Here is a 25,855-nt window from a genome sequence, read left to right as displayed (position 1 = left end):
CAGCAGGAGTAGTACTCCCACTGCCGTTGGCCGCCTTAGACGTCGAGGAAACGGACGTCCTTGGCGCGGCGGGTAATAAACGAACGACGGGCGGAGACATCGTCGCCCATGAGGATGGAAAACAGCTCATCGGCGCGCTGGGCGTCTTCCAGATCCACGCGACGCAGGATGCGGGTGGTCGGATCCAGGGTGGTCTCCCACAGCTCCTTGGCGTTCATCTCGCCCAGGCCCTTGTAGCGCTGGATACCGTCGTCCTTGTTGATCTTGCGGCCGGCGTTCAGGCCCTCCTGAAGCTGCTCGTCGCGCTCGTCGTCGGAGAAGGCATAACCCGGGGCGCCCTTGGACCACTTCAACTTGTAGAGCGGCGGGTTAGCCAGGTAGACGTGGCCTTCCTCAACCAACTGCGGCATGAAACGGAACAGCAGGGTCAGCAGCAGCGTGGCAATGTGCTGGCCATCGACATCGGCGTCGGCCATCAGCACGATCTTGTGGTAGCGCAGCTTGGAGATATCGAATTCCTCGTGGATACCCGTACCCAGTGCGGTAATGATGGCTTGGACCTCGGCGTTTTTGAGCACCTTGTCCATGCGGGCTTTCTCCACGTTCAGGATCTTGCCGCGCAGCGGCAGGATCGCCTGGTAGAGAGAGTCACGGCCGGCCTTTGCGGAGCCACCTGCGGAGTCACCCTCCACGATGTAGAGCTCCGAAATCTTCGGGTCCTTGGAACGGCAATCGGCCAGCTTGCCGGGCAGGCCGCCCAGGTCGGTGGCGGACTTGCGACGGACCATTTCGCGGGCCTTGCGGGCGGCCTGGCGCGCGTGGGCTGAGGAGACGGCCTTGTTGATGATGGCCTTGGCCTCCGCTGGGTTGGCGTCGAACCAGTCGTTGACGTGCTCGTTGACCGCGCGCTGCACGAAGCCCTTGATCTCGGAGTTACCCAGCTTGGTCTTGGTCTGGCCCTCGAACTGCGGGTCCCCCACCTTGACGGAGATGACCGCGGCCAGGCCCTCACGGCAGTCCTCGCCGGAGAGGTTGCCGTCCTTTTCCTTGAGCAGCTTGTGCTCCTTGGCGTAACGGTTCATCAGGGAGGTCAGCGCCGCGCGGAAGCCTTCTTCGTGAGTGCCACCCTCGTAGGTGTTAATCGTGTTTGCGAAGGTGTGGACGGACTCCTTGTAGCCCTGGTTCCACTGCAGCGCGACCTCGACCTCGTGGTCCTCACCGATGGCGTCAAAGCTGACGATGGTCGGGTGGATCGCAGTCTTGGTCTTGTTGAGGAATTTCACGTAGTCCACCAGTCCCTCGGGGTAGTAGAACGTGGCCTTCTTCTGCAGCTTCTTCTTCGGCTTGTCCTCCGCCTGCTCCTCGGCGGATTCCGGGTCGGCCGGATCCTCGTTGATGTCAGCGTCGTCGAAGGAGGCGGCGTCCAGCTGCGACTCCCCGGACTCGGCCTCGGCGATGGCCTCGAGCTCGAGCTGTTCCTGGGTGACGCGCTCGTCCACCAACTCGATGGTCAGGCCCTTGTTCAGGAAGGCCATCTCCTGTAGGCGGCGCGCGATCGTGTCGTAGTCGTAATCGGTGGTTTCGAAGATCTCCGGATCCGCCCAGAAGCGGACGGTGGTGCCGGTACCCCGGGCGTTACCGCCCTCGACCAGGTCCTCCGGGATGGCGTTGACGAAGTTCTGGTACCAGTGCTTCCCGTCGCGCTTGATCTCCGCCTCGACGCGCGTGGACAGCGCGTTGACCACGGAGATACCCACGCCGTGCAGGCCGCCGGAAACCGCGTAGGAATCCGAGTCGAACTTACCGCCGGCGTGCAGCTGGGTCATGACCACCTGCACGGTGGGCGCGCCGGAGGCATGCATGGAAACCGGGATACCGCGGCCATCATCGATGACCTCTACCCCGCCGTCCTTGAGCAGGCGCACGGTTACCTTGGTGGCGTAACCTGCCATCGCCTCATCGACCGAGTTGTCCACGACCTCCCAGATCAGGTGGTGTAGGCCGCGTATGCCGGTGGAACCGATGTACATGCCCGGGCGTTTGCGAACTGCCTCGAGGCCCTCCAGGATCGTGATTGATCCGGAATCATATGCTGGTTGTTCAGCCACGGAACTACGTTCTCCTTTTGGCTATAGCTAGTTTTAAGACCTTTACCATTCTACACTGTGGTCCCCTACGGAAGGCCGGCAACCACGCCTTAAAACCGCCTTTTAAGGGCTAAATTAGCCGTAGGTGTCTTGAGAGCCTTGAGGTTTGACCCACATCCGGCCCTGGTAGTTGCGGTGTTGCTTGGGACCTACGATCTTCAGCTCGGTGACGACATCGGGGCCAATGGTTTCGGCGATTCGCTTGATAATCTGGCGCTGCAGGTAGCGCAGCTCCGTGGCCCAGTTGGAGTTATCGGTCTGGATGTAGACCGTCTGTCTATCGATCTTTTCTGGCCGGGTGTGCGCGGCGATACGCTCGCCGACCAGCAGGGCCCAGTGCCCCATGATCCAGCCGTGGGCCAGGTCCTGCTGCCAACCGCGCTCGATGATCTCGCGGCCCAACGCCATGCCGAGGCTAGGGACTCCGATGGAGCGTGCCACCCGGCGGCCGTCGGCGCCACTAGGACGGCCCTCCTGGTAGCCCTGGTAGTTGTCTATCTCGGTATACCGCTTGAGCGAGGAAATCGAGTGAATATCCCGCTCATCGCCGGTGTCCTGAGCGTCGTTGTCCGCGTCGCGTTTTGGACGCTCCGCCGAGTTTCCCAGGAGCTTGCCGGCAAGGCCGGGTACCGAAAGATCCTCGCGACCGGGTTCCATCCGCAGCTTGCGGGCCCGGCGAGCCAGCTTGGGCGGGTTCTTGGCCGTCAGGCGAATGCGGTGGAAGAATTCACTGACCGGGTCGTCGGGGTCAAATTCTTCGCGTTCTACCCAGCGCGCCACTACTGCTCCTCCGAGTCTTCCACGGAATCATCTTCCGCAGAGATTTCCGAGATCCGGCCCTCGTCCGTATCGCGCACGGTGACCTCGTAGCGGTGGATGGTCTCGAGGTTGTCCGGCAGATCCTCATCTACCGCGGCGGTGATGAGTACCTGTTCGGCGTCGCTGGCTAGGTGCACGAGCTTCTGGCGCCGCTTCGCATCCAGCTCGGCGAAGACATCGTCCAGGATCAGCACCGGGTCACTTCCCTCCTGACGCAGCAGGTTGAACTCCGCCAAGCGCAGCGCGATGGTGTACGACCAGGTCTCGCCGTGGCTGGCGAAGCCCTTGGCCGGCTGCGGCCCCAGGTTCAGGAGGAGATCGTCACGGTGCGGCCCGACCAGCGAGATGCCGCGTTCGATCTCCCGGTTGCGGGCGTTGCCTAACTCCGCCAGCAGCACAGCTTCTAAGACCTCGCGGTCACTGGTGTCGATCGTGGACTTGTAGGTAATCTCCGCCGGGCGCGACTCGGGAGCCAACCCCGCGTAAGCGGCGGGGATGAGCTCGGACAGGGCATCGACGAGCTCGAGACGGGCGGCAATCACCTGGGCTCCCAGGTGCGCCAGCTGCCCGTCCCACACGTCCAAGGTGGAAAGCGCCGAGGCGCCCTCGTCGTCCTGGTAGCCGCGGCGCAGGGCCGGCGATGCCGACTTCAGCAAGGCGTTGCGTTGCTTGAGCACTTTGTCGTAATCCGCCTTGACCCCGGCTAGCCGCGGGGTGCGCGAGGCGATGATGGTGTCCAAGTAGGCCCGGCGCTCGGCGGGCTCGCCACGAACCAAGGCCAGGTCCTCCGGACAAAAGAGAACCGTCTTGACCACGCCCAACAGCTCGCGGGGCGAGTTCAGGCGGGTGCGGTTGATCTGGGCCTGGTTGGCGGCATGGGGCTTGAGTAAAAGGTGGGTGGTCAGCTCCCGGCCTTGGTTGACCGCGGTCATGGAAACACGGGAATTCTGGGCGCCCTGGCGGATGAGCGGAGCGTCGTGGTTGACGCGGTGCGAAGACAGGTGGGCGGTATAGCCCACCGCCTCGACGATATTCGTCTTGCCAAAACCGTTGCGGCCCACGAACAGGGTGATTCCCGGCTCGAGCTTTAAGTGCAAGTTGGGCCAGGAACGGTAATCCCGCAGATCCAGATCGCGAATATACATGCGTTAGACGCACCCCGCTTTCTGTTTAACCGGGCAGGCGAACCGGCATAAGCAGGTAAGTGAAGTCGGTCTCCGGGGTCGGGAAGTTACCGTCTGCGTCTGCCTCCGGCATGTTTTCAGGTTCCGGGATCATGATGGCCGGCCGGGACGGTTCGGTAAAACCGAAAACCACGCGGTCGGTGTGCACCACGCCCAGGCCATCCTTCAGGTAGCTCGGGTTAAACGCGATAATGAGCTCCGGAACGCCGGAGAAGGCACACGGCAGGGTTTCCTCCGCGGTACCGGAATCCGAACCGCCGGCGGACAGGATCACCTGGCCGGACGTGAACTGCATGCGGATCTGCGCGTTGCGCTCCGTCAGCAGGGACACGCGCCGGATGGCTTCCTGCAGCGGACCAATCTCAATGGAGGCCATCGCCGTGTGGGTCTTAGGCAGCAGCGGGGCGACGTTCGGGAAGTCCGCGTCCAGCATGCGCGTGGTGGTCTCGCGGCTGTCGGCGTGCAGGCCGAACAGGCCGTCGCCGCCAATGTTCTCACCGGTGCCGACCGCAATCTCGACCGGGGTGTTCAGGCTGGTATCCAGCGTGCGGGCGTTGTCCTGCAGAGTTTTCGCCGGGACCAGGAGCTTGGCCTCGATACTGTCATCCTCCGGCTCCCATTCCACCGTGCGCATAGCCAGGCGGAAACGGTCCGTGGCCGTGAGGTGAATGGTCTTTCCCTGGATGTCCATGTGCACGCCCGTGAGCATCGGCAGCGTGTCATCCTTACCGGCAGCTGAAGCGACCTGGAAGATCGCGTCCACGAAGAGTTGCGGGTTAATGGTGCCGGTGATCTCCGGCAGCGTCGGCAGCTGTGGGTAATCATCCAGGGGAATAAGCGGCAGCTCGAAGCGAGAGGAGCTACAGGTCAACAAAACCTTGTTGCCGTCTAGGCGCAGGTCCACCGGCTGGTTGGGCAGGTTAGCCACAATCTCAGCGATCAGCTTGCCGGCAACGGCAATTCGGCCGGGGTTTTCCACTTCCGCCGGGATCCGCACGCGCGTGGATACCTCGTAATCAAAGCCGGTAAGTTCCAGTCCCTGCTCGTCAGCGGTGATGAGCATAGCGCGCAGGACAGGCTGCGTGACCTTGGTTGGCAGGTTGCGAGCAACCCAGGCGACTGCGCTGGACAGGTCGTCCTTGGCCACGCGGAATGACACGGAAGAGGAATCATCCATGGTGGGTCTAGCTCCTAGAAATTCGCGAATTATGTAAGTGCTTCCAACTTACCCGATCAGTACCCGCGCTCGATCCGCGGGTTGAACGACATTTTGTCATTCTAGTCCGGGCCGTCTCGGTGGGCGAGGCGAGTCGGGGCCGGACTTTTTCACACACCCTAGTTTTGTTGGATCTCTAGAAATTTAAAGTAGCAGTAGTAATAACCGCTGTGGGATCTGTGGATAGCGCCCTAAATGACAAGTTCGGAGCGCAGATCCGGGTTGTGGGTTCGGCTGTGATCATTCTGTGATCAAATCGGCCGATTTGTGATCAAACTCGGATTCTTGTCATTTGATCACAGGGGTGCGCGGTTTGATCACCGGAATTACACAAATCCCCTCACAGATGGAGCCGGAGGTGTTTGCCCTGTGTAATTCATTTTTGTGAGTCGGATCTATGAATTACAAATCTGTAATTACACAGGTGTGGATAATCGTTGTGGATAAACTTCTTTCCCCGCTGCGAGCTGGTGCGACGCCCAGTGTGAGGCCGGACCGGAAGGGCTGGTGGCGGGCTGCGGGTTGTGTAATTCCAAAAATGACACCGACCCTGCGTCCGAGTTACCGAGTGACCGAGAGGATAGGCCGGAGGACTAGAGACGCAGAAAGGCCCGCCGTCCCTCGGGGAGATGGCGGGCCTTGGGCTCTGTGTTCTTTGTTGCGGTTAGCTGCGCCCGCGGGCCTTGATCCGTTGGGTCAGGGTTTGGATCTCGTCGTAGGTGGCGCGCTTTTCCGTCATTTCCTTGCGGATCTTGCGATCGGCGTACATGACGGTGGTGTGATCCTTGCCGCCGAAGTGATCGCCGATCTTCGGCAGGGAGAGCTCGGTGAGCTCGCGGCATAGGTACATGGCCAGCTGGCGCGCGTGGGCGACGGTGCGCTTCTTGCCGGCGCCGGTCAGCGTGGAGACCTCGATGTCGAAGTACTCCGCGGTCACGTCCATGATGGTGGCCGGGGTGATCTGGGCATCGGCGGCATCCGGGGCCAGGTCCCGCAGGGCGATCTCGGCCATCTCGACGTTGATGGGCTCGTTGACTAGCGAAGAATAGGCCGAGACGCGAATGAGCGCGCCCTCCAGCTCGCGGATCGAGGACTCGAAGCGGGAGGCGATGAGCTCCAGGACCGCGCGGTCGACGGTGGTGCCGTCGGCGGCCGCCTTCTTCATCAGGATGGCAATGCGCGTTTCCAGGTCCGGCGGCTGAATATCCGTGATGAGTCCGCCCTCAAAGCGGGTGCGCAGACGGTCCTCCAGGGTGGTCAGCTGCTTGGGCGGGCGGTCAGACGACAAGATGATCTGCTTGTTGGCCTGGTGTAAGGCGTTGAAGGTGTGGAAGAACTCCTCCTGCGTCGACTCCTTGCCCTCCAGGAACTGGATGTCGTCGACCATGAGGATGTCCAGGTTGCGGTAGCGCCGCTTGAAGGACTCCTGGCGGTCGTCGCGCAGGGAGTTGATGTAGTCGTTGGTGAATTCTTCGGAGGAAACGTACTTGACCCGCAGGCCCTTGTGCAGGTACTGCGCGTAGTTGCCGGCGGCGTGGAGCAAGTGCGTCTTGCCCAGGCCGGAGCCACCCCAGATAAACAGGGGGTTGTAAGCGCGGGCCGGGTTTTCGGCGACTGCGACGGCCGCGCCGTTGGCGAAGCGGTTGGACGAGCCGATGACGAAGCTGTCGAAGGTGTGCTTCGGGTTCAGCGACTGATCGCGGTTCGGATCGTGCGCCGGCTCCTCGCGCGGCATCCGGTTGCCGTAGTGCGGTGTCTGCTGCGGTTGCTCCACCGGGGCGGGGGCTTCCGGCTGTTGCTGCTGGTAGTGATCCGCCAGTTCGTCCAGGCTGGCCGGCGCGTGGGTCTGGGACCACGGCTCGCGGCGGTGCGGCTGTTCGCTGAACTCGCGCTGCTCCGGCGCCGGCTGCGTAGCGGTCTGGGAGGTGGTCGGATCCGTGATCTGGTGCGGGAAGTCCGGCATCTTGGTCACGTCCACTTGGTGCAGGCCCGGCTCGGGTTCCGGTTCTGGTTCCGGGGTCTGCTGCGGCGCGACGGGGGCTTCGGGGGCGGCGACCGTCACGGCCAGCGCGCAGGGGCTGGCTAGGTGCCGGTTGAGGGACTTGGTGATGTAGTGGCCCAGTTCCTGCTCGAGGGTGCGCTTGCCGGTTTCATCGGGCGCGGCGATCAGCGCGTAGCCGTTCATGACCATGATGGGACGGGCGATCTGCAGGTACAGCCGCTGGGAGTGGGTAAAGGTTGGTACGTCGGAGTCTGGCTGCTCGGATTGAGCCAAGAGATCATCGACCACAGTTCGCCAGGTGGCGTTTATGTTCGCTTGCGGATCAGACACACCGTTGCCTTTTATTCTCGTTGACGGATAGGGACAGTTAGAAGCTAAAAGCGCGCCGGAGGACGCGCGGATTGCCGAAATTACAGTTTTCCACGGGGTCTTCCACAACGGGAATTTGTGGTTAACCTCGGTCTCCACAGAAGTTTTCACAGGTGTGAAAGATCAGTTTATCCACAGCCTATACGATAGGGTGTGGATAAACTCCACCCGGGTGTTTACTGGTTTTGACCTCGGGAAACTCCGTAAGTCTCAACTGTCAATTAAGGGTTATCCACACCCGAGTGCTTCCTGTGGAATATCGATTCTTCATTGATACCCCTTCGATCGCGGCGCTGTCTAGCGGGCGATTTCGTCCCTTCGCGTGTCGCTTCCCGGCGTGGGTGTCACGGTGATGGCACAATCCCAGTAAGACTGGCAAATCTATGGCCTTAGCTGGGCGAAACAACATCTTTGTAATTTCGGGTACCCCTGTGTGTCGATTTGTTCCGAGGTGGGTTCGTCACGTAATCTGTCAGGGTCTATCGCAACTTTATGGTTGCGCGTAAATGCATAACTCGCGCCAAGATCGCGCGCTTTGGTTGCGCTTTACGGAATCTAATCGTCGTGGAGGCGAGGGTTTGCGCTCTGCGCCTCCACACCCAAATTTCAAGGAGTTTTACCGTGGCAAAGGGAAAGCGGACGTTCCAGCCGAACAACCGTCGTCGTGCGCGCAAGCACGGCTTCCGTACTCGTATGAACACCCGTGCAGGTCGCGCCATCGTGGCCGCACGTCGCAAGAAGGGTCGCGCTAAGCTGACCGCTTAAGACAAGTGCTCCCTAAACCCCATAAGCTCACCTCGCCGGCGCAATTTCGCCGGACCATTAAAGGCGGGCGCCGGGCTGGGTCACGCACCCTCGTGGTGCATGTCTTAGACACTTCTTACCAGCGTGACGATATCGCGGTCACAGGTCCGCGGTTCGGGCTGGTGGTCTCGAAAGCCGTCGGGAACGCCGTGGTTCGCCACCGCACCTCCCGGCGGCTTCGCCATGTGTGCCTCGGACTGCTAGACGAACTGCCCGGGCACTACGACGTGGTGATCCGCGCCCTGCCTGCCAGCGGTAACGCCCCGAGCGCCCAGCTGGACGCCGACCTGCGGAAGGCCTTGGCCCGCGCATGTCGTACCTAAATAGCTCCGGGGAAGAAATCCCGGCTGCTCGTGGCGTAGCGAAGCCGTTGGTTGCTATGGTGCGCTTCTACCAAAAACATTTATCAGGCCTTAAACTGGTTTCGACCTGTCGTTTCGAACCGACCTGCAGCGCTTATGCACTGGAAGCTATTTCGGTGCATGGGGCCGTGCGCGGCACCGGGATGGCACTGGCGCGCTTGGCAAAGTGCGGCCCGTGGCATCCCGGCGGGTTTGATCCAGTAAAGAAGAAAACTTAGGAATTCGTTTCAGTGCTTAATATCATCTACTGGCCTATTTCGGCCGTCCTGTGGTTCTGGCACTGGCTGCTGAGCTTCGTGCTCGATCCGGCGGCCGGTATCACCTGGATCCTGGCGATTGTTCTGCTGACGTGGACCTTGAAGGCGATCATGGTTAAGCCGGCCATCACCCAGATCAGGTCCTCGCGTCGCATGCAGGAGATCCAGCCGAAGATGCAGGAGATCCGCAGCAAATACGCCAACGACAAGACCAAAGCTGCCGAAGAGATGCAGAAGGTCTACAAGGAGTCGGGCGTCAAGCCGGTGGCCGGCTGTCTGCCGATGTTGGCCCAGATCCCGATGTTCATCGGCCTGTTCCACGTCCTGCGCTCCTTCGACCGAACCGTCTCCGTGGCGGGCGGGCTAGGCCACACGGCCGGCGAGCCGATGACGGTCGAGCAAAACCGCCAGACCGCCAACTACATCTTCAGCCCCGAGCTGGTCCAGCAGTTCCTGGACGCGAAGATCTTTGGCGTTCCGCTGGTGGCCAACCTACGCGTGAACTCCCCGGTCCTCGAGGACGTTACCGTCGGCCAGGCGGCCGTTATCATCGTGCCGCTGATTGCCATCATTGCGACCCTGACCCACTTCAACGCCCGTACGAGCTTGAACCGCCAGGAGAAGCGCCGCCAGGCCGGCAAGGTCAACGCGCCGGAGGGCGATAACGCGCAGATGATGCAGCAGCAGATGGCTGTCATGAACAAGATGATGCTCTGGGTCATGCCGGGCATGCTGGTCTTCTCCGGCTTCATCTGGCCCATCGGCCTGCTGTTCTACATGCTGGCCAACACCGTTTGGACCTTCTTCCAGACCCGCACCATCTACGCCAAGATGGACGCTGAGGAAGAAGCCGAGGAAGAGGCCAAGCGCGAGCTCAAGCGCACCACGGCTCCGAAGCCGGGGGCGCGCAAGAAGGACAACCGCAGCAAGAAGCAGCGCCGTCAGGGCTAGCTCCTTTTTCGGGCTAGTTTCTCAGGAGTACACCACAAGAAAACGGAGAATAGAGTGTCCCAACTGGACCCGTCTGTAGTATTCGGTTCCCGCCTGCCGCTGGCGCAGGCTTACCACGACTCGCTCGCTACGGACGGGTCCACTCGTGGTTTTATCGGCCCCCGCGAGGTGCCGCGCCTCTGGGACCGCCACCTGCTCAACTGCGCCGTGGTCGAAGAGCTCATTGCTGCCGATGCCCGCGTGGTCGACGTCGGCTCGGGCGCCGGCCTGCCGGGCATCCCGCTGGCCATCGCCCGCCCGGATCTGCACCTGGATCTGGTTGAGCCCCTCCTCAAGCGCTACAACTACCTCAACGAGGTGGTAGACCTGCTGGGCCTGGACAACGTCACCGTCTGGCGCGGGCGCGCCGAGGAAGGCCCCATCAAGAAGGCCGTTAGCGGCTGCGACGTGGTGACCTCCCGCGCGGTGGCGCCGCTGGGTAAGTTGGCCAAGTGGTCTCTGCCGCTGGTGCGCAAAGGCGGCGAGATGATCGCCTTAAAGGGCGAGTCGGTACGCTACGAGCTCGAGCGGGATGCCGCGGATATTAAGCGGGCCGGCGGCGGTAAAGCCGAGGTCACTACGGTGCGGGGAACCACCGTCATCCGTGTCCCGCGCGTGAACTAGAGTAGTGGGCATGACTACTCCCCGGCTTATCACCATCGCCAACCAAAAAGGCGGTGTCGGCAAGACCACCAGCGCCGTGAACCTCGCCGCCGCACTGGCGGATTCCGGGCACAAGGTGTTGGTGGTCGACTTGGACCCGCAGGGCAACGCCTCTACCGCTGTCGGGGCGGCTCACAATTCGAGCACGGACTCCAGCTACGAAGTGCTGCTGGGTGATTGCCGCGCAGACCAGGCCATGCAGAAGTGCCCGGATGTGGACAACCTGTACTGCATCCCCGCCACTATTGATCTGGCCGGGGCGGAGATCGAGATGGTCTCTTTGGTACGGCGCGAGTTCCGCCTGTACGACGCCCTGCACAAGGGCTTTTTGGACGAGCACGAATTCGACTACGTCTTTATCGACTGCCCGCCCTCACTGGGCCTGCTCACCATCAACGCGATGACGTGTGCGGAAGAAGTCATCATCCCCATTCAGTGCGAGTACTACGCCCTGGAGGGCGTGGGCCAGCTGCTGGGCAATATCTCCATGATCCGGGAGCACCTGAACGAGGATCTGCACATCTCGGGCGTGCTGTTGACCATGTTCGACGCCCGCACGAAGCTGGCCGAGCAGGTCGCTGACGAGGTCCGCGATCAGTTCGGCGCCGTCGTCTTGGGCAATGTCATCCCGCGCTCCATTCGGGTCTCGGAAGCCCCAGGCTACGGCAAGACCGTCGTGGACTATGATCCGTCATCGACTGGTGCGCGCGCCTACGTGGCGGCCGCCCGGGAACTCGATGAGCGGGGCGACTACCGCCCCCACCCCACCACGGGCGCCATTGGGGTAAGCCCGGAAATTTTCGCGGAATTGGAGGAAGGCTAAAACCATGGCGGACAAGAAAGCAGGAGCACCCAAGGCGGGCAAGGCACCGAAGGCGCAGCACGGCGGCCTCGGCCGCGGTTTGGCGGCACTCATCCCGTCCGGACCGGACGCGCCGACCCGCAAGCCCCGCCTGGGGGATTCCGCGGCGGACGTCATCCTGGGCAACGCCACCTCGCGCACGCCCGCTGAAGGCTCCTCCGAGGGCGGTTCCGAGGGCAAGCGCGTGAAGGGCGCTCCCACCATCCAGTCCGGGAACACCGGCAAGAAGAAGCAGCCGAAGCCGGCCGCTATCGGGGCCACCTACCGCGAGGTCCCCGTGGGCGACATTCTGCCCAACCCGAAGCAGCCACGTACGGTCTTCGACGAGGACGAGCTCAAGGAGCTGGTCCACTCGATCAAGGAATTCGGCCTCCTACAGCCCATTGTCGTGCGGCCTTCGGAAGAGGGCGGCTTCGAGCTCATCATGGGTGAGCGCCGCTGGCGCGCCTCCGCCAAGGCGGGCCTGGCCACGGTGCCGGCCATCGTGCGGGACACCACCGACGACAGCATGCTGCGCGACGCCCTGCTGGAAAACCTCCACCGCGTGCAGCTCAACCCGCTGGAAGAGGCCAACGCCTACCAGCAGCTGCTGGAGGAATTCGGGGTCACGCAGAATGAGCTGGCCGACCGCCTGGGCCGCTCCCGCCCGCAGGTGACCAACATGCTGCGCCTGCTGCGCCTGCCGGTAGCGGTGCAAAAACGCGTCGCCGCCGGGGTGCTCAGCTCCGGCCACGCGCGCGCCCTTCTGGGCCTGGATTCAGCCGAGGCGATGGAAGAAATCGCCAACCGCATCGTAGCCGAGGGCCTGTCCGTGCGCGCCACGGAGGAGGCCGTGACGCTCTACAAGCGGCAGGGCAAGGCCGAGCAACCGGCCAAGCGCCAGGCGCCGGTGCAGCCGCAGTACTTCACCGACTCCGCCGAGCGGCTGTCCGATCGCTTCGACACCAAGGTCACGGTGACCATGGGCAAGCGCAAAGGCAAGATGGTCGTGGAATTCGGTGACCAGGAAGACTTCGAGCGCATCATGTCCCTCATCGAGGGTGAGAAGAACTAGCCGCGGCTTCCCGCGGAACACAAAAGCCAGCGTCGAGAGTCCCGACGCTGGCTTTTGTGTTGACCGTGGCTTTTTAGGTCCTAGGACTGCTCGGCTTCGAGCAGCTCGGCGAACTTGTAGGTGCCGGTGGCCAGGTTGTCCTCGTCCATGAGGTAGAGGCGCTTGACGGCCACGACAATGGCCTCGGCGATATCGTCGCGCTTGGTGGGATCGGTGAGGACCTCCGTGTCGTGCGGGTTGGTCAGGTAGCCCAGCACCACCTGCACGACGGGCATCTGGGTAAAGCGCAGCAGCTCCCAGGTGCGGCCGTGGTTGCGGCAGTTGGTCAGGTTCGTGCGCGCCACGATTTCGCGCTGGATGAACCCGGAAAGGGTCTCCCCGATGAGCGAGGAGTTGCCGGACTCGGAGCCGAAGTAGAACGTGGCTACGCCGTTGGCCTTCTCGTTGGCGTAGGAGTCACAGGCCAGGGAGATGACCAGGTCCGCGTCGAAGGCGTTGGCCATTTCGGAGCGTTCCTTGATCGACGGATCGTGCATGCGCGGGCGGGAGAGGATGGTCTCCATCCCGGCGGCAATCATGCGGCCCTCGACGCGCTGGGCGAGATCCCAGATGAGCTCTTCCTCGGTGATCTCGCCGTAGCGCCCGGTCACGGTCAGGCCCTTGCGGGAGCCGCCGAGGCCCGGGTCGATAACCACGCGCTTGCCGCTGAGCTTCGGGCCCGCGTTGCGCACGCGCTCGCGCTCCTGGATGTTGTGTGCCGAGCCGCCGGTGATCCGGCGCCCCAGCAGGCTTAAGGCTCGGAGGGTGACCGGACCGCACACGCCGTCGGCCTGTAGGCCGCTGTTGAGCTGGTAATCAGCCAGCGCGTCATGGGTGTACTGGCCGAAGTGCCCGTCCACGCGGTTGTGGTAAAAACCAAGCTCTTCCAGCTGGGATTGGAGCTGCGAGACGTCGTCGCCGACCAGCTCGCTGCCCTGCTGGAACTGCAGGACACGGGTGCCGAGGGAATAGGACGCCAGGCGCATCTCCCGCAGCGTCATGTCATCAATGCGACCGGAGGGGATGATCCCTCGCGACTGCTGGAAAGCCTTGATCGCTTCCGCCAACTCAGCATCAAAGTACTTGTCTTGCTCCGAGTAGCTCTGCTTCTTCCAGGCGCTTACTTCGCCGGAGTACTGAGTCAGCTGGCCGAGGCGAGCCAGGTTCGCGCGTGCCTCAGCGACGCGCACGCTGGTGTCGCCCACACTTAAAACGCGATTCACATTCATTCCTTCATCCTTCAAGCATCCCTGAACCACGGTTAAAGGTGGTTGTTGATCTTGGACAGAATGTCTTCCTTGCTGCGCAAACCAGCAAACTCCTCGACCTTCTCGCCGTTTTTAAAGATCAGCACCGACGGCAGGGACATGATCTGGAACATGGCCGCCAGGTTGCGTTGCTCCTCGACGTTGACCTTCACGACGCCGACCTTGTCGCCCAGCTCTTCTGCGATCTCGTCCAGCAGCGGGGAGAGCTTCTTGCAGGGACCGCACCAGTCCGCCCAGAAATCGACGACGACCGGCTTACCGGCCTCGATAACCTCGGAACGGAAGTTATCAGTGGTCACTTCTTTGACATTGCTCATAATAATTTAACGATTCTCCGCGAGGAAATGTTCCGCATCGATCGCCGCGCGGCAACCGGAGCCGGCGGCGGTGATAGCTTGCTGGTAGTGGTCATCGACCAAGTCGCCGCAGGCAAAGACGCCTGGCAGGTTGGTCTGGGTGCCCGGGTGGGTCACGGTGACGTAACCGGCCTCGTTGAGGTCCACCTGGCCCTCCAGGAAGGCCGAGCGCGGGTCGTGTCCGATGGCCACGAACATGGCGGTCACGTCGAGGGTCTTGGTCTCCCCCGTCACCGCGTTGCGCAGCTCCAGACCGCTGACCTTTCCGTCTTCTTCGAGGACGCGCTCGACGGTCTGGTTGAGCTCCCACTTAATCTGCGGGTTCTGCTGCGCGCGCTCCAGCATAATCTTGGAGGCGCGGAAGTTCTCGGAACGGTGCACGATGGTCACGGTCTCCGCGAACTTGGTCAGGAAGGTCGCCTCCTCCATGGCGGAGTCGCCGCCGCCGATGACCGCGATGTTGTGGCCCTTGAAGAAGAAACCGTCGCAGGTCGCGCAGGTGGACACGCCGCGGCCGGTCAGCTCCTGCTCACCCGGCACGCCCAGGTGACGCGGGGCGGCGCCGGTCGCCAGGATGACGGTGCGGGCCTCGAAGACCTCGTCGCCGACGTGCAGCTTCTTAATCTCGCCGTCGAGCTCCACGGAGTCGACGACCTCCATGCGCAGGTCAGCGCCGAAACGGGTGGCCTGAGCGCGCATTTCCTCCATGAGGTCCGAGCCCATGATGCCCTTCTGGAAGCCGGGGTAGTTTTCTACCTCGGTGGTGTTCATCAGCTCGCCGCCGTATTCGAAACCTTCGAAGACGATGGGGTTTAACTCCGCGCGGGCCGCATACAGCGCCGCGGTGTAGCCGGCCGGGCCGGATCCAACGATGGCGACATTGTGAACGGTCATGTGTGTGTAACTCCCCTTGATTCAAATCGAGTCGCTTAACGCCCCAGATTCTACTCGGTCTAGGGAAAACTCCCGCATCGACAGCGCGGGCCTGTGGGAAGTTGATACACAACCTTAACCATTCGCCGGTTTCTCACGGGCTAAAGGAGATGGCTTCTTTAAGGACCCCCTTGGCCCGGGCGCGGCGGGACTTGATGGTCCCGGGCGCCACGCCCTGCTGGCGGGCGACCTCGGCCACGTCGAAGCCGGCGACGTCGATCAGCCACAACGCCACCCGTTGATCCGGGCGCAGCAGGCGCAGCGCGGCGCTGAGCGTCAACCGCAGGTCCACGTCCCGGTCGTCGGTGCAGGCCAAAAGGTGGTTGTAGTCCTCGTCCACGACGCCCGCGTCCAGGGAATAATTCTCCCGGTTGGAGCGGTGATTGAGGAAGTCGTAGCCGGAGTTCATCACCAGCCGGTGCAGCCAGGTGCCCAGCCGGGCCTCCCGCCGGTAGGTGTGCAGCTTCCGGCTGGCACGCAGCAGCGCCTCCTGCACGATGTCTTGGGCGTCCGTGTCGTTGTGCGTGTACCGCCGCGCCACGGTGGTCAGGCGCGAGCGGTGGCGCTCCACGATGGCGGAAAACGCCTTGCCGTCTCCCCCGATATACGCGTCGACGAGTTCCTGATCGGTCTTGTCGCGTCCCGTGTTGTCAGTCCTGCTCGCGCTGTTTGCGTTGCTTGTGCTGGTTGTGTTGTCTGTGTTGTCTGTGTGATCTGCTTGGTCAGTTTTATGGCTGGATAGAGTCTCCCCCGAGCCCATCGCTTGAAACACCCCCGAGTTTTAAAAAGTGATGGTGACTCCTATTCCACCTTATTTTTGCGACCTGCGCCACTCGGGGAGGCGAAGTTTTCTCGGGAAGGGGCTCCTAGTGCCGGGCCGGCGAGGCCTTCACGGCCTGCCGGCGGCGCAGCTCGTCCTGGCATTCGGTCAGCACGCGGGCCAGCGCGCGCGGGGGCTGGTGGCTCTCGATAAAGGCGGTGGTGGCCGCGTCACTGTCCGGCAGGTACGGGTAGAGGCCGCGGACCAGCCGGTTGGCAATCTCGATGGGGTGGGACTCCCAGAGGTGCGACAGCTTATCGAAATAGGCCTGGGCGAAGGGCTCGCGCAGGGCCTTCGAGCGCGGGGCGTTGAAGGCAGCCAACAGGGAGTCGATCTGGGCGTTGGAGAACTTCTCCGGGGTGGTTACCAGGTCGAAAACCTCGCGCTTGGTGGCGGCGTCCGGGGTGGAATAGCGCGCGCCGAGGGCGGCTGCGGCGCCGGTCAGCGTGGCATCGTTAGCCTGCTCCGCCGCCAGATCCTCGGCGCTGAAGGCGTCGCGGGCGCGCAGGGCCTTGACCAGGGACCAGCGCACATCCGGATCGAGGCGCAGACCGGCAAGCTGCCCGTCCAGCAGCTCCTTCAGGCGCGCGATAGGGGCGTCGCCGGGCGCGGCGGCCAGGGCGGCAATCGTGCTGCGGGTCAGGATGAGCTGCTCGTCGGAGCCGGGCGCTGCCCGGTGGAGGAGGTCCCAGAGCCGGTCCGCGAAGTTGGTGCGGGCCGGGTCCTGCTCGGCCTCTGGCACGAAGCAGTTGATCGCGTAGTGCGCGTTGTTCAGCGCGGTGGCAAGCAAAGTCGCGTTGGTCTCCGCGGCGGCGTGGCGGGTGACCGTCTCCACGTACTGGCTGACCGGCCAAGCGCCGTCGCGGGTCATGTTCCACACCCCGGTCCAGATCACCGCCCGGGTCAGATCGCTGTCGATCTCGGATAGTCGGGTGCGGATGGTCTCCAGGGAACGGTCGTTGAAGCCCACCTTGGCGTAGGCGTGGTCCGAGTCGTTGACCACAACCAGCGCGGGCAGGTCCAGCCCGGCGGCAGCGGGGATCTCCGTGGCTCCGGCGCCCGCTGCAATATCGACGTCGAAGGTGGCCTGCTTTCGCAAGCGCTCGTCCAGCAGCGTCACGTCCAGGCGGTGCGGGCGGGTGGATTCCGGGTCCTCGCTGAGAACGGAGAGGTGCTCGATGGTTGTGGTGCCGGTGACCTTCGGGCGCAGGCTGTCGATGCCGGTGGTGCGCAGCCAGTGCCGCGCCCACTCCGGCAGGTCGCGGTCGGTGTGCCCAGCCAGCGCGTCCAGGAAGTTGTCGAAGGTAGCGGCGGCGAAGGCGTGGGCGGCGAAATAGTCCCGCGCACCGGCGTAGAAGGCCTCGCGGCCGACGTAGTGGACCAGTTGCTTCAACACGGCGGCGCCCTTGGCGTAGGTGATGCCGTCGAAGTTCTGGCGGGCGGCGTCCACGTCCAGGATCTCCGCCTTGATGGGGTGCGTGGTGCGCAGCTGGTCCTGCTGGCAGGCCCAGTTCTTGCGGCTGCCGGCGAAATTCGCCCAGGCCTCCGTGTAGGTGGTGGCCTCCACCGAGGAATCCGCGCCCATGAACTCGGCGAAAGACTCCTTCAGCCACAGATCGTCCCACCAGCGCGGGGTCACCAGGTCGCCGAACCACATGTGCGACATCTCGTGGAGGATGGTGTTCGCCCGCCCGGCGTGCTGGGCGCGGGTAGCCTGCGAGCGGAAGAGGTACTTCTCCGTGAAGGTGACCAGGCCCGGGTTTTCCATGGCGCCCAGGTTGTATTCCGGCACGAAGATGGAGTCGTACTTGCCCCACGGGTACGGGAAGTCGTAGTGCGCGTGGAAGAAGCCCAGGCCCTGCTGGGTCAGCTCAAGGATCTCGGCGTCGAGGTAGTCCGCCATGGACGCACGGGCGAAGGCCCGCAGCTGGATCGGCTGGGCGCTGTCGCTCTCCGGGGCCCAGGTGTCCTCCACCACGCGGTAGGGCCCGGCCGCGAAGGCGGTCAGGTAGGTCGACAGCGGCGGGGTGGGTGCGAAGCTAACGGTTACGCAGTCGTCGCCGCAGTCGGTGCGGCTGACTTCCGGCTGGTTGGACAGCACCTGCCAGGTGGCGGGGGCGGTGATGTGGACGCTGAAGGCGGCTTTCAGGTCCGGCTGGTCGAAGCACGGGAAGATGCGGCGGGCGTCGGAGGGCTCCAGGTGGGAATAGATATAGACGGCGTCGTCCGCCGTGTCCACCATGCGGTGCAGGCCCTGGCCCGTGCGGGAATAGCGGCTCTGGCCGTGGACCTCGAGGCGCACGGTCTGGCCCACCGGCACGTCGTCGAGGGTCAGCCAGCCGTCGGCGAAGGCAAACGGGCTCGGCTGGCCGTTGAGGGTGACGCTATCCACGCTGGCGCCCAGGTAGTCCAGGAAGACGTGCGGGTCAGCGGTGGAAAACTCCACGACGACGTGCACGCCGAAGGTGGCTTGGGTGGCCGCGGCGCTCAGATCCAGGTGCAGATCGTAGGAGTCCACCCGCAGGTTCTCGCTGCGGTGGCGCGCCGCCTCCTGGGTGAGGGTGGCGGGTTCGGGCACGGAGGCAGTCTGCGAAGTCATAGCCACCACAGTAGTGCCTGAAAACGCCGGAAACCCCGGAATCGGCTTCGCAAAGTCTACGAGCCGACCCGGGGTCTGGTTGGGGCTGGAAGGAGGCGAGCGCCTTACTGCTTGATAGCGGAGGCCTCGATCTCCAGCTTGATTTCCTCGGAGACCAGCACGCCGCCGGTCTTGAGCGGGGCGTTGAAGTCAACGCCGAAGTCGGTGCGGTTGATCTTGCCCTTGGCCTCGAAGCCCAGGCGGGTGTTGCCGAACGGGTCCTCGGCGATACCGTCGGTCTCGACCTCCAGGGTGACCGGCTTGGTGGTGCCCTTGATGGTCAGGTCGCCGGTGACGGAGCCGTTGCCGGACTCGTCCACCTTGAACTCGGTGGCGGTGAAGGTGATCTCCGGGAAGGACTCAACGTTGAAGAAGTCCTCGCCCTTGACGTGGTTGTCGCGGTCGGCGTTGCCGGAGTCGATGGAGCCAGCCTTGATGGTGGCTTTGGCCTGGGAGTCAGCGATGTTGTCCGCGATGGTGATGTGGGAGTCGAACTCGGTGAAGTTGCCGCGGACCTTGGTCACCATGGCGTGGCGGGCGACGAAGCCGATGGTGGTGTGGGCCGGGTCCAGAACGAAGTTACCTGCGAGGTTGGTCATTGTTACTCCTTGAAGTAGTCGGTGTAGTAGGCGATGTTTGTTTGGCAAGCGCCAGTCTATGTATTTCTCCGCGCACCGTTTGTTGATGCGTCTACAACTGATGATACACCAAGGTTTAACTCTGTCAACCCCTGCTAGGGGATAACTTTTTAGTTAACGGATAAACTAACCGCTAGCTGCGGGAATCTGCCGGGGCCGCAGCGGAAGAAAAGCTACTGCGGCACTCCGGCGACGCGGATATCGGCCAGGGTGGCCTTCTTATTCTTCGGCAGTTCGCTGATCCAGACCAGCAGGCCGTCGTAGAACTCCGGCTTCTCCTTCAGATCCAGCGAGGTGCGCGAGCCCTGTAGCGGTTCGCTGGCCAGCTGCGGCAGCCCGTCGAGCTGCGGGTTCGTGGGGTCGAAGGTCTCTGACTCCACCGCGTAGATTTCCACCTTCGCCTGGGAGCTCCCCGACTGATCGATGATGACGTCGCGCAGCTGCACCGGATCCTCAAGGCGCAGGACCACGCCGGTCTCCGCCTTCTCGGTGGACCAGCGGGTGGACTTGTCGCCGTCGATGAGGTCTTTGGCGTCCTTGTTCGCCGGCACGGTGTGGGCCGACTGGGCATCGAGGAGCAGCGGCGGGCCGGAAAGCAGGGTCGGCTCGGCCTGCTTGACCGCCTCCGTGTTGATCGGCGCGTTCTCGGTGTTGTTGCCCAGGATCGACATCACCCAGGTGGTCAGGGCCGCCATGAGCACCACGAAGATGGTGGCGAGTACGCCGATGAGCAGCACGCCGGAGCCCGAGTAGCCGCGCCCGCCGAAGCCGGCGGTCGGTTCCGGGGTCTCTTCCGGGGTATCGTCCGGCAGCTGGCTGACCGGCAGGGCCTCATCGCCTTCCGGATCGTCCGGGGCGAAGTCGTAGAGGCGGTGGGCAATTCCGGCCAGGGTCTTGCCCTGCGCGGCGGCCAGCGCCTCCTCCTTGTCTTCCTTGTCGTCCGCGCCCGCGGCGTCCAGCTCCCGGTAGGCCTGCTCCACCTCGCCCGCTATCTCCTCGCCGGAGAGCTCAGCATCGGCGGCGATATCGCGCAGCACCTTCGGCGTGGGCGAGGTCGACTCGACCAGCATGTCGAGTGCGGAGCTCAGGCTCTCACGGTCGGTGGACTCCGCGGCGTCGCTCAGCACCGCCGGGAAGGCCAGCACGGCCACGCCGTCGGTGGAGATCCGGATGCGGTCGCGGTGATCCAGGCCCATGAGCACGCCGGCTTCGTGGGCGGTGGCGGTGTCCTCGACCATGTAGCCCATCGCGTGGGCGACCGCGTGCGGGTCCAGCCCGTCGGAGGCGGCAACCATCTTCAGCTCGGTGCCGGCAACCCAGTCGGCCACCACCAGGCAGCCGGAGCGGTAGGACAGCACCTCGATGTTTGGCGCCACCGAGGTCAGGCCGAGCTCGCCCAGCTTGCGGGTGTTGCGGGCCACCGCGGCGGAGCGGCGCGCGGCCTGGCCCGGGTTTGCCGGCGCGAATGGCGCCTGGTTGGTGGTGTCCACGAAGGTCAGCGCCACCGTCCGGCCGGTGGACTGCTCGCGCGCCTGCCAGAAGCGGGCGCCGGCCACGGATCCGTGGTCCTTGAGCAGGCGGAAGCGGCCGTCGGAGACGGGCGCGCCCGGGACCAGCCGGGGGCCGCGGACAATGCCGGCCGACATGGGCGGCGGGACCGGCGAGGAGTTGAAGGAGTCCTGCGTGAACACGGACTGGATTTCCTGCAGCTCCGGCTCTTCGACCTCGATGGCCTGGGAGTTGTCGACTTTGATGAAGCGGGCCATGCCCGGGATGCGGTGCAGGGCCCGGCCCAGGTTCTGGACCTCGGGCAGGCCGGAGCGGGACAGCACCAGGCCGGTAATGACGACGAAGAGGATCCCGAAGACGATAACGCGCAGCAGGTAGAAGATGGACGGCATGGGATCCGGCAGCACCAGGCCCACCAGCCAGTTCGCGGCCATCGTGATGGCCACGCCCACTACGCCGGAAACCGTGGCCCACACGATCGTGCGGCTGAGCTCCTTGCCGCCCAGGGATCCCAGCTTGCGCTTGAGCAGGAACGCGCCGATGACCGCGCCGGAGATGAAGCCGAAGCCGTTGGCGGTACCCAGCAGGATGACCACGTGCTCCGGGGTGCTGGCCACCAACGGCGCCAGCAGGGTCAGCACCACCTTGGTGAAGGTGATGCCGGCGATGATAAACGTCGGGGTCCAGGCTTCCTCGCGGGCGTAGAAGACGCGCAGATGCAGCAGCACCAGCGCATAAGGGATCAGTGTGAAGGCGGAGAAGCTGATGGTCAGGCCGAGCTGCTCGGCGCTGTCGGCGCCGTAGGAACCGTATTGGAAAAGAGCGCGTGCGATTGGCGTGCCGAAGGCCGTCATGAAGATGACGATCGGGATCAGCGCGATGAAGGTCAGCTTGGAGCTCAGCGTCAGGTCCCGGACCACGCCGTCGACGTCGCCGTCGGCCGCGTTGCGCGACAGCCGCGGCATGATGGCGGTCAGCAGCGTGACGCCGATGATGCCGTAGGGCACCTGCAGCAGCAGCCAGGCGTTCTGGTAGACCAGCGGCGCACCGGCGTCGGCGTGCGCGGCCACCCGGGAGGTGACCACGTAGCCGGCCTGGGAAATGGCCACGTAAGCGATGATGGCCACCGCCATGCTGCCGAACTGCTTGATGCGGTCGTCCAGACCCCACATCGGACGCATGTTGATGCCGGCCTTTTTCAGGTACGGCAGCAGGATCAGGGCCTGGACCACCACGCCCGTGGTGGTGCCCAAGCCCAGCAGGATGACGTGCGGGTCGGTCACCGGGCTGGGCGCGTCCGGGTGCAGGCTGCCCGGCAGGAAGCGGTACATCAACAGCACCGAGATAGAGATGATGTTGTTGATCACCGGCGCCCACGCGCCCGGGCCGAAGATGTTCTTCGTGTTGAGCACCGCCTGGGACAGCGCGAAGAGCCCGTAGAAGAAAATCTGCGGCAGCAGGAAGTAGGCAAAGGAGATCGCCTGGATCGAGTTCGCCTTGGAATCTTCGGGCAGCATCAACTCCGTCAGCAGCGGAGCAAACAGCACTGAGAGCAACGTGACCACGCCGAGCAGGCTAAAGGCCAGCGTGAACAGCCGGCGGATGAAGACCTCGCCGCGGTCGGAGTCCTCCTTCTCCGCGCGCACCAGCACCGGCACCACCAGCGAGGTCAGCACCGCGCCCAGCACGATCTCGGTGACGAGGTTGGGGATCTGGTTGGCGGAGCTGAACGCCGTGCCGACGGCCGCGCCCAGGGTGGCGCCGATAAGCATCTGGCGGAGGAAGCCAGTGATACGCGACAGCAGCGTGGCGATGGCCATCGTGCCGGTCGCGCGCACGACGTCGCGATCGCTGGTGGACTGATCGGCATTCTTGCCGCGCAGGTCCGACTTGTCCTCCACCGGCTCCGCGGCCGGCACGTTCACCGGCTCGCGGCGGGTGGGCACGGGAGCCGGCGGCGACGCCGAAACGATCCGCCCGCGGAGGCCGGCGGGTTTCGGTTCTTCGTGCCTGGATTCTGATTCAGCCTCGCGGCCCTGCTGGTTGGTCATAGAAAAACTTAAGCTCTTTTTACGTCTCTGATTTCTTCTTGCGCCCGACCTTAAAAAGAAGGGCCAAACCTACTGCGAGTGCAGCGGCGATGCCGATGCCATAGACACTGAGGATACCGGCTCGGGTCTGCACGGCGATACTTATCGGCTGCGAGATCATGTCGGATTCCGGGGTGGCCAGCCACAGTTCCATACGGATGCGGTCGGTCTGCTCGGGCAGATCGGCGGTCATGTTCACCGTAATAGAGCCGGTGGCGGGGATCCGAACCCGCTCCGGCGTGTTCAACCGGGCGTTATCCGGGCCCTGGTACTCCAGCGTGGCCTCCACCGGCAGCGGCAGACCGTTTTCCGCCACGATGAGCAGCGGCGAGGACTCCGAGACGCGCGTGTAGACGTTGCCGGGCGGCAACAGCGTCACCGAGGAGCGCAGCTCCTGCAGCGTGTTCGAGTTGGCGTCCAGGCGCCGGGTGGAAGCCTCTTCCGATTCCTTAGCGGTCGGCAGGCTGGTCCGCCGGGTGGCCGAAAGCGCCGTGAGTAGATCGTGGCGCAACGGCTGGGTAAAGCCGTAGCGGGTCAGTGCGATATGCGGATCGTTGACCATGATCTTGGTCAGCTCGTCGGCGTACTTCGCCTGCTGCTTGACGCGCCCGGTCTGGGTGGCATCGAAAGCAGCCGGGTCCACGTAGGGGCTGCCGGCCGGCAAACCCTGCTCCGCCGCCTCGTTGGTTTCCAGCGACAGCGCGGAAATTGGCTTGGCGCGCGCGGTGTGATCCCCCAGTACGGCCTCGCCCGTGGCGAGCACCTGGTCGGCGGTGGCCGGCTCCAGGGTGGCGGGCAGCACGGCCAGGGTGTCTTCCTCCTGGGCGCCTAGCCGGAGTGCTGCGGCGGCGCTCAAGTCCCGCGCGAGGACGGAGTCCACCCGGTAGTCGTAGCGCAGCTCCGGGTTGGAATAGGCCGTGGTCTGCGGCCGCGTCCCGGTCTGGGCCAGCAGGCTCCCCAGAGATGCGTCGAAGGAAAGCGCCTGGCCTTCCCAGATGCTGTTATCGGCCACGACGGCGGGCCGGCCGAGGTCTTCCGTGACGTAGCCCTTGCTGCCCACCAGGGCGTTGCTGGCCAGCGGGCGGCCGGCCAGGCGCTCGATGATCTCGGCGCCGTGCGCGAAGGCCTCGTGGTCGAGCCAGGCGTTGTCCACATTGCGCACGGCGGAAGGATCCGCGTCCGCCCAGGGCATGGCCATAACGCAGTCGAGTTGCTTGATCTTAGCCAGCCACTCGCCGGCGGCCCTACTGCCCTGCCCGGTCTCGCCGCGGTAGTCCGCGTCATCGTTAAACCACGAATCGCGCAGGCGCTTGGTCTGGTGCGCCACTGAGGGCCGGGAATCATGGACGGTGTAGCCGTCTTCCATGCGCTCGACCACGCTGAGTAGCGCCGGGTCCAACGCCGCACAGGCCGCGCCCTGCAAGTCGTGGGACAGGTAGCTATCTACCAGGCGATCCAGCCGTCCCCCGGGCGAGAGGGACTGGGCCAAGTGATCGGACTCCAAAATCAGCGACTGCCCGCCGGTATCCCCCGGCACGATGTCCACCGTGTCAGTAATCGGATAAATAACGGACAGGTCGTGGGGCTCGGAGTTCTCTGTCTCTTCTATGTTTTCTGCGTCTTCGGCCGCGGGGCCCGCGGCTTCGCCCTGTTCCTTTTCGTCCGGTTTAGGGGCGAGGTCGAGCAGGGTGCGGTCCTCCGACAGGCTGACCGGTTCCCCATCGCGGGTGCCGGTTAGCGTGTAGAGCAACGGGTAGATACCGGCTTCGGTCATGGCCAAAGAGCCTTCGCCCTCCAGCCCAGTCGGGATCGTCAGGCTGACCTCCCGGGTCTCCCCGGGTCCCAGGGGCCCGGGGTTGGCGCTGGCGCCGAAATACGGGAAGGAGCCGTGGGCCAGCTGCGTGCGGGCCTCGGCGGTGGTGGCCACCGCATCTCCGCGCCGGGTGGTGACCTGCAGGTCCTCCACGGCCTGATCGGTCGGGTTGTGGATCCGGAAGCGCACGGTCAGCGCGTCGCCCACCTGGACCGGGTTGGCCTCGATGAGCTCGAGGCCCAGCTGGTCCGGCTGGCGCGCCTGGCCCCAGGCGGCGGATTCAGCATCCTGCGCGGTCGCGTCGGGGGCGGCCGCCGGGCCGCCGGTGCTGATTCCGAGCGCTACGGCCAGGCAGGCGGTCGTACCGGCGGTGAGGCGGCGGAGTCGGCGTCCCATCACCGCGGCGTGGCCTTCCCGGCAGCTGCCTCCTGACGGGCCATGTCCGGCAGGACGTCGTGGGCAATGCGGGCCAGCTTGCGCTCGTCCGCGTAGGCCAAATGCTCGATGAGTTCGGAGACGGGGATCCAGGCCACCTCGGTGACCTCCGGGTCCTCGTCGTTGAGGATGCCGTCGACGAAGCGCAGCAGGTGGTGGTGCACTGTCTTGTGGATGCGCACCCCGTCGGAGACGAACCAGTAATCAATAGTGCCCAGATCGGCGAAGACCTCGCCGCGCACGCCGGTTTCCTCCCAGACTTCGCGCTCGGCGGTGGTGTGCCGCGGCTCCCCGGGCTCTACGTGGCCCTTCGGCATGGACCACAGCAGGCGGCCCCGGCGGTCGAGCCGGCCGATCAGCGCCACGTAGATGCGGGTGAGATCCACCTCGCCGCCGTCGTGGCCGGCTTCGGCGAGGCCGGAGACCACCAGGCCGCCCGCCGAGGTCTCGTCCCGGGTGGTCATGTGGCTGGCCGCCGCCTGGCGCCGGGAGTTGTTGCCGCCGCGCCCGCCGCGGGACTTGGAATGGGTGCGGGTATTCTTGCCGCCCTTGCGGGCGTTGTTCGCGCGCCCGCCGCGCCGCGACTT

At 64.3% G+C, this 25,855-nt stretch carries 21 protein-coding genes; 7 read left to right on the top strand and 14 right to left on the bottom strand.

What is annotated here, in order from left to right; translation table 11 throughout:
- Positions 1-35 precede the first annotated feature (35 nt).
- The 5 genes from gyrB to dnaA all read right to left on the bottom strand — a co-directional run bounded on the left by gyrB (position 36) and on the right by dnaA (position 7,698).
- On the bottom strand, positions 36-2,108 hold the full coding sequence (gene gyrB, locus HMPREF3067_RS00725; RefSeq protein WP_070767837.1) for a DNA topoisomerase (ATP-hydrolyzing) subunit B: 2,073 nt from the start codon (positions 2,106-2,108) through the stop codon (positions 36-38).
- A 114-nt stretch (positions 2,109-2,222) separates the two neighbouring features.
- Positions 2,223-2,927: a DciA family protein gene (locus tag HMPREF3067_RS00720; RefSeq protein ID WP_246819184.1), complete on the bottom strand. Its 705-nt coding sequence runs from the start codon at positions 2,925-2,927 to the stop codon at positions 2,223-2,225.
- Positions 2,927-4,111 carry a DNA replication/repair protein RecF gene (gene recF / locus HMPREF3067_RS00715; RefSeq protein ID WP_070767836.1) on the bottom strand — a complete coding sequence of 395 codons (1,185 nt, stop codon included), beginning with the start codon at positions 4,109-4,111 and terminating at the stop codon, positions 2,927-2,929. The genes HMPREF3067_RS00720 and recF overlap by 1 nt, the downstream gene beginning before the upstream one ends.
- Before the next feature lie 25 nt (positions 4,112-4,136).
- A complete protein-coding gene (dnaN, locus tag HMPREF3067_RS00710) occupies positions 4,137-5,327 on the bottom strand; it encodes a DNA polymerase III subunit beta (RefSeq protein ID WP_070767835.1) in 1,191 nt (396 codons plus the stop codon).
- Between the two features lie 703 nt (positions 5,328-6,030).
- A complete protein-coding gene (gene dnaA, locus HMPREF3067_RS00705; RefSeq protein ID WP_070767834.1) occupies positions 6,031-7,698 on the bottom strand; it encodes a chromosomal replication initiator protein DnaA in 1,668 nt (555 codons plus the stop codon).
- Positions 7,699-8,358: 660 nt separating this feature from the next.
- Here dnaA and rpmH point away from each other — a divergent pair.
- Genes rpmH through HMPREF3067_RS00680 form a run of 7 tightly spaced genes read left to right on the top strand, consistent with a single transcriptional unit; the run spans position 8,359 to position 12,729 of the window.
- Positions 8,359-8,502 carry a 50S ribosomal protein L34 gene (rpmH, locus tag HMPREF3067_RS10900; RefSeq protein WP_035106118.1) on the top strand — a complete coding sequence of 48 codons (144 nt, stop codon included), beginning with the start codon at positions 8,359-8,361 and terminating at the stop codon, positions 8,500-8,502.
- A 5-nt stretch (positions 8,503-8,507) separates the two neighbouring features.
- Positions 8,508-8,864 (top strand): ribonuclease P protein component, encoded by a 357-nt coding sequence (gene rnpA, locus HMPREF3067_RS00700; protein ID WP_070767833.1) that lies wholly within the window; start codon positions 8,508-8,510, stop codon positions 8,862-8,864.
- Complete coding sequence (gene yidD / locus HMPREF3067_RS10895; RefSeq protein ID WP_210400060.1) at positions 8,852-9,121, top strand: membrane protein insertion efficiency factor YidD; 270 nt, start codon at positions 8,852-8,854, stop codon at positions 9,119-9,121. The genes rnpA and yidD overlap by 13 nt, the downstream gene beginning before the upstream one ends.
- A 12-nt stretch (positions 9,122-9,133) precedes the next feature.
- A complete protein-coding gene (yidC, locus tag HMPREF3067_RS00695; protein ID WP_083319060.1) occupies positions 9,134-10,111 on the top strand; it encodes a membrane protein insertase YidC in 978 nt (325 codons plus the stop codon).
- 54 nt (positions 10,112-10,165) lie between these two features.
- Positions 10,166-10,774 carry a 16S rRNA (guanine(527)-N(7))-methyltransferase RsmG gene (gene rsmG / locus HMPREF3067_RS00690; protein ID WP_070767832.1) on the top strand — a complete coding sequence of 203 codons (609 nt, stop codon included), beginning with the start codon at positions 10,166-10,168 and terminating at the stop codon, positions 10,772-10,774.
- A gap of 10 nt (positions 10,775-10,784) precedes the next feature.
- A complete protein-coding gene (locus HMPREF3067_RS00685) occupies positions 10,785-11,636 on the top strand; it encodes a ParA family protein (RefSeq protein ID WP_070767831.1) in 852 nt (283 codons plus the stop codon).
- A gap of 4 nt (positions 11,637-11,640) precedes the next feature.
- Positions 11,641-12,729: a ParB/RepB/Spo0J family partition protein gene (locus HMPREF3067_RS00680; RefSeq protein ID WP_070767830.1), complete on the top strand. Its 1,089-nt coding sequence runs from the start codon at positions 11,641-11,643 to the stop codon at positions 12,727-12,729.
- An 80-nt stretch (positions 12,730-12,809) separates the two neighbouring features.
- On the opposite strand, the gene HMPREF3067_RS00675 is transcribed toward HMPREF3067_RS00680, so the two are convergent.
- The 9 genes from HMPREF3067_RS00675 to HMPREF3067_RS00635 form a co-directional block, all read right to left on the bottom strand.
- On the bottom strand, positions 12,810-13,991 hold the full coding sequence (locus tag HMPREF3067_RS00675) for an N-acetylmuramoyl-L-alanine amidase (protein ID WP_070767869.1): 1,182 nt from the start codon (positions 13,989-13,991) through the stop codon (positions 12,810-12,812).
- A 38-nt stretch (positions 13,992-14,029) separates the two neighbouring features.
- Positions 14,030-14,353: a thioredoxin gene (gene trxA, locus HMPREF3067_RS00670; RefSeq protein WP_070767829.1), complete on the bottom strand. Its 324-nt coding sequence runs from the start codon at positions 14,351-14,353 to the stop codon at positions 14,030-14,032.
- Positions 14,354-14,359: 6 nt separating this feature from the next.
- Positions 14,360-15,286, bottom strand: coding sequence for a thioredoxin-disulfide reductase (gene trxB, locus HMPREF3067_RS00665; protein WP_070767828.1), 927 nt, complete (start codon positions 15,284-15,286; stop codon positions 14,360-14,362).
- Positions 15,287-15,419: 133 nt separating this feature from the next.
- Positions 15,420-16,097 carry an RNA polymerase sigma factor gene (locus HMPREF3067_RS00660; protein ID WP_246819183.1) on the bottom strand — a complete coding sequence of 226 codons (678 nt, stop codon included), beginning with the start codon at positions 16,095-16,097 and terminating at the stop codon, positions 15,420-15,422.
- Positions 16,098-16,191: 94 nt separating this feature from the next.
- Positions 16,192-18,744: an aminopeptidase N gene (gene pepN, locus HMPREF3067_RS00655; RefSeq protein ID WP_070767827.1), complete on the bottom strand. Its 2,553-nt coding sequence runs from the start codon at positions 18,742-18,744 to the stop codon at positions 16,192-16,194.
- Between the two features lie 104 nt (positions 18,745-18,848).
- Entirely contained in the window at positions 18,849-19,382 is a 534-nt protein-coding gene (locus HMPREF3067_RS00650) for a YceI family protein (RefSeq protein ID WP_070767826.1), read from the bottom strand.
- A 212-nt stretch (positions 19,383-19,594) separates the two neighbouring features.
- The gene (gene murJ / locus HMPREF3067_RS00645) at positions 19,595-22,981 is read right to left on the bottom strand and encodes a murein biosynthesis integral membrane protein MurJ (protein WP_070767825.1); all 3,387 of its coding nucleotides are present in this window, start codon (positions 22,979-22,981) and stop codon (positions 19,595-19,597) included.
- 19 nt (positions 22,982-23,000) lie between these two features.
- Entirely contained in the window at positions 23,001-25,229 is a 2,229-nt protein-coding gene (locus tag HMPREF3067_RS00640; protein ID WP_070767824.1) for a hypothetical protein, read from the bottom strand.
- Positions 25,229-25,855: NUDIX hydrolase (locus tag HMPREF3067_RS00635; RefSeq protein WP_246819182.1), on the bottom strand; the 627-nt coding region annotated here is incomplete at its 5' end. The genes HMPREF3067_RS00640 and HMPREF3067_RS00635, both read right to left, overlap by 1 nt.

Origin of the sequence: Corynebacterium sp. HMSC04H06 (assembly GCF_001815935.1) — a bacterium.
Lineage (GTDB): Bacteria > Actinomycetota > Actinomycetes > Mycobacteriales > Mycobacteriaceae > Corynebacterium.
The sequence above is the reverse complement of the archived record's forward strand: the minus strand, read 5'-3'. Positions and strand labels throughout refer to the sequence as shown.

Coding starts and splice junctions, on each gene's coding strand:
- recF (WP_070767836.1), bottom strand. CDS start 4,111: ATGTATATTCGCGATCTGGATCTGCGGGATTACCGTTCCTGGCCCAAC.
- dnaN (WP_070767835.1), bottom strand. CDS start 5,327: ATGGATGATTCCTCTTCCGTGTCATTCCGCGTGGCCAAGGACGACCTG.
- yidD (WP_210400060.1), top strand. CDS start 8,852: ATGTCGTACCTAAATAGCTCCGGGGAAGAAATCCCGGCTGCTCGTGGC.
- HMPREF3067_RS00685 (WP_070767831.1), top strand. CDS start 10,785: ATGACTACTCCCCGGCTTATCACCATCGCCAACCAAAAAGGCGGTGTC.
- HMPREF3067_RS00680 (WP_070767830.1), top strand. CDS start 11,641: ATGGCGGACAAGAAAGCAGGAGCACCCAAGGCGGGCAAGGCACCGAAG.
- trxA (WP_070767829.1), bottom strand. CDS start 14,353: ATGAGCAATGTCAAAGAAGTGACCACTGATAACTTCCGTTCCGAGGTT.
- trxB (WP_070767828.1), bottom strand. CDS start 15,286: ATGACCGTTCACAATGTCGCCATCGTTGGATCCGGCCCGGCCGGCTAC.
- pepN (WP_070767827.1), bottom strand. CDS start 18,744: ATGACTTCGCAGACTGCCTCCGTGCCCGAACCCGCCACCCTCACCCAG.
- HMPREF3067_RS00650 (WP_070767826.1), bottom strand. CDS start 19,382: ATGACCAACCTCGCAGGTAACTTCGTTCTGGACCCGGCCCACACCACC.
- murJ (WP_070767825.1), bottom strand. CDS start 22,981: ATGACCAACCAGCAGGGCCGCGAGGCTGAATCAGAATCCAGGCACGAA.
- HMPREF3067_RS00640 (WP_070767824.1), bottom strand. CDS start 25,229: ATGGGACGCCGACTCCGCCGCCTCACCGCCGGTACGACCGCCTGCCTG.